The 12,869-nt window shown below is 63.4% G+C and carries 12 protein-coding genes and 1 riboswitch; of the genes, 5 read left to right on the forward strand and 7 right to left on the reverse strand.

Annotation, left to right across the window (positions count from 1 at the left end; translation table 11 throughout):
* Positions 1-118: 118 nt before the first annotated feature.
* From cpdA to ACLEJU_RS26550, 3 genes are all read right to left on the reverse strand, one after another.
* Positions 119-922, reverse strand: coding sequence for a 3',5'-cyclic-AMP phosphodiesterase (gene cpdA, locus ACLEJU_RS26540; RefSeq protein WP_435425371.1), 804 nt, complete (start codon positions 920-922; stop codon positions 119-121).
* A gap of 85 nt (positions 923-1,007) precedes the next feature.
* Positions 1,008-1,460 (reverse strand): DUF1249 domain-containing protein, encoded by a 453-nt coding sequence (locus ACLEJU_RS26545; RefSeq protein ID WP_054887887.1) that lies wholly within the window; start codon positions 1,458-1,460, stop codon positions 1,008-1,010.
* Complete coding sequence (locus ACLEJU_RS26550; protein WP_435425370.1) at positions 1,451-2,068, reverse strand: NUDIX domain-containing protein; 618 nt, start codon at positions 2,066-2,068, stop codon at positions 1,451-1,453. The genes ACLEJU_RS26545 and ACLEJU_RS26550 overlap by 10 nt, the downstream gene beginning before the upstream one ends.
* A gap of 185 nt (positions 2,069-2,253) precedes the next feature.
* Between ACLEJU_RS26550 and ACLEJU_RS26555 the strand changes: the two genes are divergently transcribed.
* Entirely contained in the window at positions 2,254-3,000 is a 747-nt protein-coding gene (locus tag ACLEJU_RS26555; protein WP_435425369.1) for an RsiV family protein, read from the forward strand.
* On the opposite strand, the gene cytX is transcribed toward ACLEJU_RS26555, so the two are convergent.
* Positions 2,969-4,252, reverse strand: a complete 1,284-nt coding sequence (gene cytX, locus ACLEJU_RS26560) for a putative hydroxymethylpyrimidine transporter CytX (protein ID WP_435425368.1) — start codon at positions 4,250-4,252, stop codon at positions 2,969-2,971. The genes ACLEJU_RS26555 and cytX overlap by 32 nt on opposite strands.
* 188 nt (positions 4,253-4,440) lie before the next feature.
* Positions 4,441-6,321 carry a phosphomethylpyrimidine synthase ThiC gene (gene thiC / locus ACLEJU_RS26565; protein ID WP_435425367.1) on the reverse strand — a complete coding sequence of 627 codons (1,881 nt, stop codon included), beginning with the start codon at positions 6,319-6,321 and terminating at the stop codon, positions 4,441-4,443.
* Positions 6,322-6,475: 154 nt separating this feature from the next.
* Positions 6,476-6,582, reverse strand: a riboswitch (TPP riboswitch).
* Positions 6,583-6,743: 161 nt separating this feature from the next.
* Between thiC and ACLEJU_RS26570 the strand changes: the two genes are divergently transcribed.
* A complete protein-coding gene (locus ACLEJU_RS26570; RefSeq protein WP_435425366.1) occupies positions 6,744-8,180 on the forward strand; it encodes a TolC family outer membrane protein in 1,437 nt (478 codons plus the stop codon).
* Positions 8,181-8,232: 52 nt separating this feature from the next.
* Here ACLEJU_RS26570 and waaA read toward each other — a convergent pair whose 3' ends face one another.
* On the reverse strand, positions 8,233-9,504 hold the full coding sequence (waaA, locus tag ACLEJU_RS26575; protein WP_435425365.1) for a lipid IV(A) 3-deoxy-D-manno-octulosonic acid transferase: 1,272 nt from the start codon (positions 9,502-9,504) through the stop codon (positions 8,233-8,235).
* A gap of 11 nt (positions 9,505-9,515) precedes the next feature.
* Positions 9,516-10,406 (reverse strand): LysR family transcriptional regulator, encoded by an 891-nt coding sequence (locus ACLEJU_RS26580; protein ID WP_435425364.1) that lies wholly within the window; start codon positions 10,404-10,406, stop codon positions 9,516-9,518.
* 87 nt (positions 10,407-10,493) lie between these two features.
* On the opposite strand from ACLEJU_RS26580, the gene ACLEJU_RS26585 reads away from it, so the two are divergent.
* The 3 genes from ACLEJU_RS26585 to ACLEJU_RS26595 are packed head-to-tail and all read left to right on the forward strand — an operon-like array spanning position 10,494 to position 12,857.
* Positions 10,494-10,826 carry a DMT family transporter gene (locus ACLEJU_RS26585; RefSeq protein WP_054887895.1) on the forward strand — a complete coding sequence of 111 codons (333 nt, stop codon included), beginning with the start codon at positions 10,494-10,496 and terminating at the stop codon, positions 10,824-10,826.
* A gap of 46 nt (positions 10,827-10,872) precedes the next feature.
* A complete protein-coding gene (locus tag ACLEJU_RS26590; RefSeq protein ID WP_435425363.1) occupies positions 10,873-12,048 on the forward strand; it encodes an NAD(P)/FAD-dependent oxidoreductase in 1,176 nt (391 codons plus the stop codon).
* Complete coding sequence (locus ACLEJU_RS26595; RefSeq protein ID WP_435425362.1) at positions 12,045-12,857, forward strand: aldo/keto reductase; 813 nt, start codon at positions 12,045-12,047, stop codon at positions 12,855-12,857. Before ACLEJU_RS26590 ends, ACLEJU_RS26595 begins: the two co-directional genes overlap by 4 nt.
* The last annotated feature ends 12 nt before the right edge of the window (positions 12,858-12,869 follow it).

The raw sequence follows: 12,869 nt of genomic DNA on the forward strand, positions 1-12,869 counted from the left end.
ACTTAAAACTGTCCAACTTTTGGGGGGCAGTCCAGGTACAGCGCCAACCTCAAGGTTTGCATTACTCCTGTGGGAGCCGCGCTTGCCGGCGATGGGCTGCGCAGCAGCCCCAGGATCTTCAATACCCCGGGCTATTGAAGTCGAGCTTCACTTCAAAATCAGTGGCCCGCTCCACGCCAGTCTCCACCCGCCCATCGGCATGCAGGCGCATCCAGCGATACCCCGGCTGCTCTTCGCTGACCTTGAAGTCCTCGCTGCCCGCCGCGAACTGTATGCAGGTCGACGGCGTGGCCAGTAGCCTCAAGCCATCGCGCCGTTCATCCCACTCCTGATGAATGTGCCCCCAGAGCAACGCCTTCACCTGTGGATAACCGCGCAACCGCTGCAACAATTCATCGGCATTGCGCAAACCGATCGGAGCGATCCAGGCGCAACCGATATCCACCGGCTGGTGGTGGCAGCACACCAGGCAATGGCGCTCGCCGGCCGAGGCCAGGGCTTCATCAAGGATCGACAACTGGTCTGGCTCGAGCAGCCCATGGGTAGCGCCCGCCACCGCTGTGTCGAGCATGACCACGCGCCAGCTGCCGATGTCGGTCACCGACTGCACCAGCTCTGGCGCGACTTCAGCCATGACCTTGGCTTCATCATGGTTGCCCGGCAACCAGCGAGTCGGGACGGCAAATTCGCCGGTCAGCTCTCGGAACGCTTCATACGAAGCGATACTGCCATCCTGGGACAGGTCGCCGGTGCACAACAGCAAATCGACACGCGGCTGCTCGCAACGCACCTGGGCCACCACGTGGCGCAGGCTGTCGCGGGTATTGAGGCCCAGCAAGGTGCCCGCCGGGTTGGCGAACAGGTGGGCATCGGTCAGTTGCACCACATGCACGGGTGCAGGGGAAGAGTCTGGGTGCGGCAACGGCCGTCTCCTCGAACGGGTACTGCGCGAATTATGGCGCTGGAACGGCTGCGAGCAAACACTCGCACCCGACCCAGGTCACATTTCAGCGCACACTTGCCAGTTCGTGGCCGCAGGCCAGGCAATGGCTGAGCCATTCGCCGAGGAACAGATTGAGCTGCGCCTTCTCGTCCGGCTGGTGCATGGCCTCGTTGGGGTACGGATAGATGCTGCGCAAGCGGCGGGTATGCTCGGCGCTGATCACTTCGGCCATGCGCGCATCGTGATACACCTGCACCTCCAGGTGCGGCACCGGCAGCCAAGGCAGGCTGTGCTCCTGGCGTACCCGCAGGGTAGTGGTGTACGGGCAGGCCAGCAGCACATCGAGCACCAGCACACCGAGCATCTGGTCGCCCTGGGTCATGCCGATGCGCCGCGAACTCTGGGTAGTACGCATATCAGGCAGCAGGCGCATGAGCCGGGCATAGTTGGCCTCGCAGGCTGCTTGCAGCCCGGCCAGATCGACCCGATAACGCTCACGCAACAGGTTCACTTCCACATACCTCGAACTTCATCTTTGTTCAGCGCCAGCCACTGCAGGCTGATGATGGTCGCCGCGTTGCAGATTTGACCGTCGCGCACGGCCTGCATTGCATCGTCGAACGACCACACGCGTACACGGATGTCCTCGCTTTCTTCTTCCAAACCATGCAAGCCACCTGCGCCTTCACTGGTGCAGCGGCCCAGATACAGGTGCACGTACTCATCACTGCCGCCGGGCGAAGGGAAGTAACGGGTAATCGGCCACAAGGCGCCTATCTTCAGCCCGGCTTCTTCCTCGGCTTCGCGATGCGCAACTTCTTCCAGTTCTTCTTCCCTGTCGATCAGACCGGCGACCATCTCGATCAGCCAGGGGTTTTCGACCTTGCCCAAGGCGCCGACACGGAACTGCTCGATCAGCACCACCTCGTCGCGCAGCGGGTCGTAAGGCAGCACGCAGACCGCATCGTGACGCACGAACAGCTCACGGCTGATCTCACGGCTCATGCCACCCGCGAACAGTTCATGGCGCAGCTGCACCTTGTCGAGCTTGTAGAAGCCCTTGAAGCAGTTGGTCCGCTTGACGATCTCGACCGCCTTGGGCACCGAATTTAACGTGTCTGACATGGAAATCCTCATTACCTCACTTACCGCATCGCGCCATCCTACTCTGCACGGTGGCCCGTTTCACCCCTTTCCGGCAACCGTTCGCGCACTCGGGACAGCACGCCTTCACTCTGTTAGCTTAGTGGCGAACTGAAGGCCGCGCAGACGGTCAAAGGCCGACTTTTCCCTGTTCTGCAAGGATCATCATGACACTTGTCAAACTGACTGCCGTGGCCGTGCTGGCACTCGCTCTGGGCGCCTGCCAGAGCCTGTTCGCACCCAATTACCGGACCCCGCTCGAGGTCAAGCGTGATGCCTGGGAGCACGTCAAACCCGGCTGCAGCGCCAGTGACTGCCCGCTGGTGAACATCGACACCGTCCACTTCCCGGCCCAGCCCAAGCTCGATGCCATCGTCGAAAAACGCCTGCTGCAACTGACCGAAGACAATCAGCATGGCACCGCGCCAACCACCCTGCAGGCTTACGAGCAGCAATACCTGGCCAGTGCCGACAAACGCAACAGCAGCTACCTGCAAGCCAAGGTACGCGAGCAGCATGACGGGCTGGTGATCATCGAGCTGTCCAGCTACCTCGACAGCGGCGGCGCCCACGGCATGCCGGGGCGCGGCTTCATCAACTACTCGCGCAAGCTGGACAAGGTGCTGACCCTGCAGGACATGCTGGTGCCAGGCCAGGAAGAGACCTTCTGGAAGACCGTGGAAGAGTCGCATCGCGCCTGGCTGATCAGCGTGGGCATGGACAAGGACGCCGAGTTCGTCAAGACCTGGCCCTTCAAGCGCTCGCCGCACATCGCCCTGACGTACGGCGCGCTGGTGGTGAAGTACGAGGTCTACGCCATCGCGCCCTACTCCATGGGCCACGTGGAGCTGAAGATCCCCTACCCACGCCTGAACGGCGTGCTCAAGCCTGAGCTGTTTCCCGGCCGCGGCTGAAACTCAGCAGGCCATGCAGCCCACCTGCCAGCAGCAGTGCTGGCAGGGTAGCCCCCAGCTCCGGTGCCTTGGCGGCGATCACATGGTAAGCCGCCACACCCACCACCCAGGCCAGCAGCGCCTGCCAATGCAAACCACCGACCTGGGCCGGCAGGCGGCGGCGACGGATCACGTAGTGGTCCATCAGCACCACGCCAAACAGCGGTGCGAACACCGAGCCGATCAACAGCAGGAAGTTCTCGTACTGGGCCAGTGGTGCCAGCAAGGCGATCAGGGTGCATAGCACACCAATGGCCAAGGCAAGGTGCTCGACCTTCAGTGGTAACAGCACGCCAGTGGAAACGGCAGCCGAGTGAATATCGGCAAAAGCCTTTTCCGACTCGTCCAGCAGGATCAACAGCAATGGGATACCCATGCCGGCGCCCGCGAGGGCCAGCAACAGCGCATTGACCTCGCCGCTGGCGGCAAAGGCCAAGGTGTACGCCACGCCCAGGCTCATCAGCCAGGTATTGCCGATGAAGTAGCCCAGAACGGTACCGCCAAATACATGCTTGCCGTTACGGGCAAAACGCGAGTAGTCGGCGATCAATGGCAACCATGACAGCGGCATGGCAATGGCAATGTCAAAGCCCACGGCCAGCGACATCGAACCATCCCCGGCGCGGTTCCACAGCTCAGCCAGGTCGGCCTTGGCGAACAGGTTCCAGGTCAGCCACAGGCACGCACCCAACAGCAGCCAGATACCCCAGGCACGCAGCACCTTGCGCACGAACGCCAACGGGCCGCTGACCGCCAGCAGGGTGGCCAGGCCACCGAAGCACAGCGTCCAGAGCATCGGGCTGTTCCAGGCACTGTCTTCACCGAACGCCCGTGCCCCCAGCAGACTGGCAGCATCGCGCATGACGATGATCTCGAATGCACCCCAGCCCACCAGTTGCAGGAGGTTGAGCAGTGCCGGCAAGCGCGCGCCGTGACTACCCAGGCTCAACTTCAGGGTGCCCATGGCCGACAGACCAGTGTCACTGCCAATGACACCGGCAGCGCCGAGCAGCAGCACACCGACACCGGTGCCAAGGGCGATGGCCAGGACCGCGCCGGCCAGGCCAAGGCCAGGGGCAAGCATGGCGCCAACCTGCAGGACCATCAGGCCGATGCCGAGGGAGAACCACAGCGAGAACAGGTCGCGGGCACCGAAGATGCGCTGGTGGGTGGGGACCGGGTGGTCGGGGGAGAATTGGCTGGGGGTGGTCATGCTTGTCGGCACTCGGCAAAATTTTTTGATTGGACATGGTCGTTGTAGGAGCGGCCTCGTGTCGCGAAAGGGCCGCAAGGCGGCCCCAGCAAATTCGGCGGCGAAGCTGAAATCTGGGGCCGCTTCGCAGCCCTTTCCGACCGGTCCGGCGCCCCGGCAAGGCCGCTCCTACAGGAGTCAGCCTTGAGTCAGACTTTGTGGTACAGCTGGCTGCCTTCCTGGCGGAACCGTTCGGCCTGCTCGCGCATGCCTTGCTCGACCGTCACGTCCACGGCCTCGATCTTGGCCGCGTACTCACGCACTTCCTGGGTGATCTTCATCGAGCAGAACTTCGGCCCGCACATCGAGCAGAAGTGCGCGACCTTGGCCGATTCCTTCGGCAGGGTCTCGTCGTGGAAGGCGCGTGCGGTGTCCGGGTCCAGGCCGAGGTTGAACTGGTCTTCCCAGCGGAATTCGAAGCGTGCCTTGGACAAGGCATTGTCACGAATCTGCGCGCCCGGATGGCCCTTGGCAAGGTCGGCAGCATGGGCGGCGATCTTGTAGGTGATGATACCGGTCTTGACGTCATCCTTGTTCGGCAGGCCCAGGTGCTCCTTGGGCGTGACGTAGCAGAGCATGGCGCAACCGAACCAGCCGATCATCGCCGCACCAATCCCGGAGGTGATGTGGTCGTAACCTGGGGCGATGTCAGTGGTCAGCGGGCCGAGGGTGTAGAACGGCGCCTCGTCGCAGCATTCCAGCTGCTTGTCCATATTCTCCTTGATCAGCTGCATCGGCACGTGGCCGGGGCCTTCGATCATGCACTGCACATCATGCTTCCAGGCGATCTTGGTCAGCTCGCCGAGGGTTTCCAGCTCACCGAACTGGGCGGCGTCGTTGGCGTCGGCGATCGAACCTGGGCGCAGGCCGTCGCCCAGCGAGAAGCTGACGTCATAGGCCTTCATGATTTCGCAGATCTCGTCGAAGTGCGTGTACAGGAAGTTCTCTTTGTGGTGCGCCAGGCACCACTTGGCCATGATCGAGCCACCGCGGCTGACGATACCGGTGACCCGCTTGGCGGTCAGCGGCACGTAGCGCAGTAGCACACCGGCGTGGATGGTGAAGTAGTCCACGCCCTGCTCGGCCTGTTCGATCAAGGTGTCGCGGAACAGCTCCCAGGTCAGGTCCTCGGCCACGCCATTGACCTTTTCCAGCGCCTGGTAGATCGGCACGGTACCGATCGGCACGGGCGAGTTGCGGATGATCCACTCGCGGGTTTCGTGGATGTGCTTGCCGGTGGACAGGTCCATGACAGTGTCCGAGCCCCAGCGGATGCCCCAGGTCAGCTTGGCCACTTCTTCCTCGATCGAGGAGCCCAGGGCACTGTTGCCGATGTTGCCGTTGATCTTCACCAGGAAGTTGCGGCCGATGATCATCGGTTCCACTTCCGGGTGGTTGATGTTGGCCGGGATTATCGCGCGGCCACGAGCGATTTCCTGTCGGACGAATTCCGGGGTGATTTCTTTCGGGATGTTGGCACCGAAGCTGTGGCCGGCATGCTGCTCGTCGAGCAGGCCCGCAGCGCGTGCTTCCTGCAGCTTCATGTTCTCGCGGATGGCCACGTATTCCATCTCGGCGGTGATGATGCCCTGGCGGGCGTAATGCATCTGCGAGACGTTGGCGCCAGCCTTGGCCCGGCGCGGGTTGCGCACGTGGGCGAAGCGCAGCTTGGCCAGCTCGGCATCGTTCAGGCGCTGTTGGCCGAAGTCGGAGCTCAGGCCGCCCAGGCGCTCGGTGTCACCACGCGCGTCGATCCAGGCCGAACGTACATCGGCCAGGCCCTTGCGCACATCGATGATGACGTTGGGGTCGGTGTACGGGCCGGAGGTGTCGTAGACCAGCACCGGCGCATTGCTTTCGCCGCCAAAGTCGGTCGGGGTATCGTCCAGGCTGATTTCGCGCATGGGCACGCGGATGTCCGGGCGCGAGCCTTCGACGTAGACCTTGCGCGAACGCGGGAACGGTTGCACGGACTGCTGATCGACTTGCGCCGATTCACTGAGGTTGATCGTTTTTTCTTGTTTGGTCATCACAGGCTCTCCAGACGGCTTCCTAGCAGTGGAATGTCGGGGTGAACCTGAAAGACGTGGACGCACCCTGGATGGGTGCAGTGCCGGATATGGGGGTGCCTGAAGCTGCATGCAGCTGCGACATTCCCGGACCTGGCACAAGAGGCTCCCCGGGAAGGCGAGCAATCTTGTTCCCTACGCAGGCGCTAACCTGATCAGGTTCAACGGGATCCGCACCTCTGCGATCTCAGCCTTTGCTTCAAGGCACCCCGACAAGAACATGCGCAGTCTAGACTGGAGTGGTCGGCAAAGCCAAGCGGGTAAAACGCAGGGGAGATGAAAGGCGCAACCTATGATTGTTGGCGGGTGCGCATGGCACTACACTGGCCCGTCGCTCGATACTCAACAGTTCAGTAATTAAATTTCGTACAAGGATTGCCTCTATGCTGCGCAAACTTTCACTGGCGATAGCCGTGTCTTGTGCGTCCAACGGAGTGGTCTGGGCAGCAGACATGCCCACGACGGTAAAGACCGATCTGGTCAGTGTTTACCAGGAAGCGGTCGACAACAACGCCGATCTTGCTGCCGCCCGTGCAGATTACGGCGCCCAGAAAGAAGTGGTGCCACAGGCTCGCGCCGGCCTGCTGCCAAACCTCTCGGCCGGGGCCGAGATGCAAAATACCCGCACCAAGATCGACCAGCCATCGGCCACCGTCAACCGCAGTGGCAACAGCTGGAGCGCGACCCTTTCGCAACCGATCTTCCGCGCTGATCGCTGGTTCCAGCTGCAGGCTGCCGAAGCGGTCAACGAGCAGGCGGCGCTGCAACTGTCGGCGACCGAGCAGAACCTGATCCTGCAGACTGCGCAGGATTACTTCACCGTGCTGCGTGCCCAGGACAACCTGGCGGCGACCAAGGCCGAGGAAGCGGCCTTCAAGCGCCAGCTGGACCAGTCCAACGAACGTTTCGACGTCGGCCTCTCCGACAAGACCGACGTGCTGCAGTCCCAGGCCAGTTATGACACCGCCCGGGCCAACCGGATCGTCGCCGAGCGTCAGGTGCAGGATGCCTTCGAGGCCCTGGTCACGTTGACCAACCGCGAATACAGCTCGATCCAGGGTGTGGTCCATACACTGCCGGTGAAGGTGCCAACCCCCAACGACGCCAAGGCCTGGGTAGAAACCGCTGGCCGCCAGAACCTCAACCTGCTGGCCACCAACCACGCCGTTGCCGCCGCCGAAGAAACCCTGCGCCAGCGCAAGGCCGGCCACGCCCCCACCCTCGATGCGGTGGCCCAGTACCAGAAAGGCGACAACGACAACCTGGGCTTCAGCAACTCGGCTGCACTGCCCAATGTGCATTACAGCGGTGATGTGGAGCAGACCACCGTCGGCCTGCAGCTGAACATCCCGATCTACAGCGGCGGCCTGACCAGCTCGCAGGTGCGCGAGGCCTACCAGCGCCTGAGCCAGAGCGAGCAGCAACGCGAAAGCCTGCGCCGCCAGGTGGTGGAGAACACCCGCAACCTGCACCGCGCAGTGAACACCGATGTGGAGCAAGTGCAGGCGCGCAAGCAGTCGATCATTTCCAACCAGAGTGCGCTGGAAGCCACCGAGATCGGCTACCAGGTCGGCACCCGCAACATCGTCGACGTGCTCGACGCCCAGCGCCAGCTGTACACCTCGGTGCGCGACTACAACAACAGCCGCTATGACTACATTCTCGACAACCTGAGCCTGAAGCAGGCGGCAGGGACCTTGAGCCCGCAGGACCTGCAGGACCTCAAGCAGTACCTGAAGCCGGACTACAACCCGGACAAGGACTTCCTGCCGCCGGACCTGGCGGCCGCTGCAGCCAAGAACTTCGAGCGCAGGCCTTGAGAAAAGTTTTGGCTTTTTCGCGGGTGCGCCCGCGAAGAAGCCAACACAAAAATCAGCTGAGAAGCTTGCCCAACCCATCCAGCAAGCGCTGCAAGGCGCCCTGGTTGGCCCGCATCACCGCCCTGCCCGCCTCGCCCATGCGCTGCGCACCCTGGGGCAACTCGATCAACCGACGCACCGCCTCGGCCAGCCCGTCGGCATCATCGACCTGCTGTAACGCCCCCGCCTCGCGCAGCATCGCGCTGATCTCAAGGAAGTTGAACACATGTGGCCCCATGAGCACCGGCAATGCCAATGCCGCAGGCTCCAGTGGGTTATGGCCGCCCGTGGCCACCAGGCTGCCGCCGACAAAGGCGATGTCGGCCAGGGCGTAGAGGAACAGCAACTCACCCATGGTATCGCCGAGCAGCACCTGCGTCCGGGCATCCACTGGCGTGCCGGCGGAGCGGCGCACTGTGGCGAACTGCTCGGCACACAAGGCATGCACGGTATCGAACCGCTCAGGATGACGCGGCACCAGAATCAGCAGCGCATCGCCATGTACCTGCAGCAACTGCCGGTGCGCCTGCAGGATCAAGGCATCCTCACCCTCGTGAGTGCTGGCAGCGATCCATACCGGACGCTGGTCGGCGCCCCACTGTTCGCGCAATGCCCTGGCACGAGGCGGCAAGTGCTCATCGATTTTCAGGTCGAACTTGATCGAGCCGGTCACCTGCACGCACTCGGGGCGCGCGCCCAGGTCACGGAAGCGCCGGGCTTCGGTTTCGGTCTGCACCGCGATCAGGCTCATTTCGCCCAGCATCGGCCGGGTCAGATTGGCGAAGCGCCCGTAGCCACGGGCCGAGCGTTCGGACAATCGGGCATTGGCCAGGGCCACCGGAATGCCGCGCCTGGCGCATTGGTGGATATGGTTGGGCCACAGTTCAGTTTCCATGATGATGCCCAGCCGCGGGCGCACATGATCGAGAAATCGCCCGGCCGCCCATGGCAGGTCGTAGGGCAGGTAGCAATGCTGGATGCGCGGCTCATCGGCGAACATCGCGCGAATGCGCTCGGAGCCGGTCGGGGTCATGCAGGTGAGCGTGATCGGCAGGTCCGGGTACGCCTTGAGCAGCGCACGCACCATCGGTGCGGCGGCAATGCTTTCACCAACCGACACCGCATGCACCCAGATCCCGCCCTGGCGCATGGCCGGCAGGCTGCGGGCAAAGCGCTCGCCGATGCGCTGGCCGTAGGCCGGAGCCTTGCGTGCGCGCAGGTACAGGCGCAGCGCAACCAGCGGCAGGCCCAGGTGAAACAGCAATGTATAGAGTGTTCTGTTCATGGCCGCGGAGTTTACCCGATCGCGCGCAGGTGCACCGCAAAGCGCTCGGCCAACCATTGCGCAGCCGGGCCCAGCGGTTCATCACGGCGCCAGGCCAGTTCGGCCACCAGCGCGGGCGGGCGCCATTCGCTGTCGAGCTCGACCATGTGCGCCTGGTAGGTCGGGTATTGCACCACATGCCGCGGCAGCCAGGCCCAGCCCAGTCCGCGCATCAGCAGTTCGGCCATGGCGTAGAAGCTGTCGGCACGCCAGACCTGCGGGCTGATCGCTTCGCCACCTGGGTAGCCGCTTTGCTGCGGGGTGATCAGCAATTGCCGGTGGCGGGCCAACTGCTGACGGGTGACCCGCCCTTCATGGGCAAGCGGATGATCAATCGCGCAGACCGTTACCATTTCCACACTGCCCAACGCTCGGCGCTCCAGTGATGCCGGGATGCTTTCGTGGTGGAAGAACAGCCCCAGGTCGGCGCGTCGCTCGGCCAGCTTGCGCGCCACATCCCCCTGGGCACCACTGGCCAGTTGCACCTCCAGGTACGGGTAACGACTCGCCAGTTCGTCAAGGCTGTCGATCACAGGCTGGTAAGGCATCGCTTCGTCCTGAGCCACCCGCAACAAGGCTTCCTGGCCACGCATCAAGGCCAGGGCACGACCATCCAGGCGTTCGCACTGGCGCAAGAGCTCGCGGGCATCTTCGAGCAACGCCGTACCGTTTTCAGTCAGTTTGGGTTGGCGTCCGCTGCTGCGCTCGAAAAGCGTGACACCTAGGTCGGTTTCAAGCAGGGCGATGGCATTGCTGATGGCCGACTGCGCCTTGCGCTGTTCGCGGGCCACGGCGGAAAAGGAGCGCAATTCGGCAACCCGCAGGAAAGTGCGCAATTGTTCAAGATTCCATTGCTCGGCCATCAACCTATCTCCAGCTCGGATAGGTAATGACTTTACCGCATCCGGTCAATCGCTAGAATGCCGAGCCAGTTACCGGAGGATCCCGTCATGAATGCCTATACCTATCTCGCCATCGCCATCTGCGCCGAAGTCATCGCCACTGCCTCAATGAAGGCGGTAAAGGGGCTGAGCACGCCGTTGCCGTTGCTGCTGATGGTGGTCGGCTACGGGATCGCGTTCTGGATGCTGACCCTGGTGGTGCGCAGCATTCCGGTAGGCATCGCCTATGCAATCTGGTCGGGCCTTGGCATCGTGCTGATCAGCGTGGCTGCGCTGGTGGTCTATGGGCAGAAGCTGGATGTGCCGGCAATGCTGGGCATGGCCATGATCGTTGGCGGCGTGGTTGTGATTCAGCTGTTTTCCAAAACTGCCGGGCACTGAGGCAGCCTGTATACTTGCCAGCTGTCCCAGTCTTCGAGGTACCGCCATGCCAACTGCCATTTCCACTGACGTACTGATCGTCGGCGCCGGGGTCGCAGGCCTCTGGCTCAATGCCCGCCTGCGTCGCCTGGGTTACTCGACAGTGCTGGTGGAGCGCGCCACCCTCGGTGGCGAGCAGACCATCAAGTCCCAAGGCATCATCCATGGTGGTACCAAGTACGCCCTGCACGGCGCCCTGACCGGCGCCTCGGAAGCCATCGCCGACATGCCGCGACGCTGGCGCGAAGCGATCGATGGCAACGGCGAACTGGACCTGACCCGCACCCGCCTGCTTTCCGATGCCCATTACCTGTGGTCACCAGGCACCCTGGCCGGCAACCTGACCAGCTTCTTCGCCAGCAAGGCCGTGCGCGGCCGGGTCGATCAGGTAAAGGGCGAGCAATTGCCACCGGCCCTGCAGGACCGTGGCTTCAAGGGCAAGGTCTACCGCCTGGCGGAACTGGTGATCGATGTGCCCAGCCTGCTGGCCAACCTGGCCGGACTGGCCGGTGACAGCCTGCTCGCTGGCGAACAGGTCGAACCTCTGCGCGAGGGCGACGAACTGGTCGGCCTGCGCGTCGACGGCCGTGAAATCCGCGCCCAGCGCATCGTGCTCAGCGCCGGCGCTGGCACCGAAGATCTGCTGCATGCCTTGGGCTTCAAGCAACCTGCCATGCAGACCCGGCCGTTGCACATGGTCCTGGCCAAAGGGCCAAACCTCAAGCCGCTTTATGCGCACTGCCTGGGCGGTGGGCCGAAGCCGCGTGTAACCGTCACCACCCACCCGGCCGCAGACGGCCAGTGGGTCTGGTACCTCGGCGGCGATATCGCCGAGGCCGACGGTGTGGCCCGCGAGCCTGCCGCGCAGATTGCCGCAGCGCAGAAGGAAATCGCCAGCCTGTTGCCTTGGGTCGACCAAGGCCAGGTGCGCTGGGCGACCCTGCGCGTCGATCGCGCCGAGCCCGCACAGTCCGGCCTGGTGCGTCCCGACAACGCCTTCCTCGCCGAACAACAGCGTCTGCTGGTGGGCTGGCCGACCAAACTGGCGTTGGCACCGGACTTCAGTGACCGCGTACTCGCCAGCCTCGAGCGCGATGGCGTGCGCCCGGCCGCGCAGAGCGATCTTTCCGGCCTGCCGCGCCCGGCCCTGGGTGTACCGGCCTGGGAGCAACTGCTGCCATGACCTTGCCAACCCTGCATGGCTTGCACCGCCCGCTGGGCAGCACCGGTTTCAAGGTTTCGCCGCTGGGCCTGGGTACGGTCAAGCTGGGACGCGACCAAGGCGTCAAATACCCCAATGGCTTCACCATCCCCGACGATGACGAAGCTCGCCTGCTGCTGGCCCAGGCCCGCGAACTGGGTATCAACCTGATCGACACCGCCCCGGCGTACGGCCGCAGCGAAGAGCGCCTGGGGCCGCTGCTGCGCGGCCAGCGTGATGAATGGATGATTGTCAGCAAGGTGGGTGAGGAATTCGAAGACGGCCAGTCCAGCTTCGACTTCAGCGCTGCCCACACCCGCCGCTCGGTGGAGCGCAGCCTGCGTCGCCTGGAAACTGACCGCATCGAGCTGGTGCTGGTGCACTCCGATGGCAATGACCTGGCAATCCTCGAACAGGAAGAGGTCTACCACACCCTGGCTGCACTCAAGCAGGAAGGCAAGATTCTCGGCTATGGACTTTCCGGCAAGACGGTTGCCGGTGGCCTGAAAGCGCTGGAGCAAGGCGATTGCGCCATGGTCACCTACAACCTCAACGAGCAGGCAGAACGCCCGGTGCTAGACTACGCTGCCGAACACGGCAAGGCCATTCTGGTGAAGAAGGCGTTGGCCAGCGGGCATATCTGCCTTGCCCCTGGAGTCGATCCGGTGCAAGCCAGCTTCGAGTTGCTGTTTGCCCACCCCGGCGTGAGCAGTGCTATTGTCGGCACCATCAATCCGTTGCACCTGGCCCACAACGTGGCCACCGTCGCCCGCATCCTGGGCCAGCATTGAGTTGTCACCCAC

The sequence above is a fragment of the Pseudomonas sp. SMN11 genome (genome assembly GCF_052041945.1).
Classification (GTDB): Bacteria; Pseudomonadota; Gammaproteobacteria; order Pseudomonadales; family Pseudomonadaceae; genus Aquipseudomonas.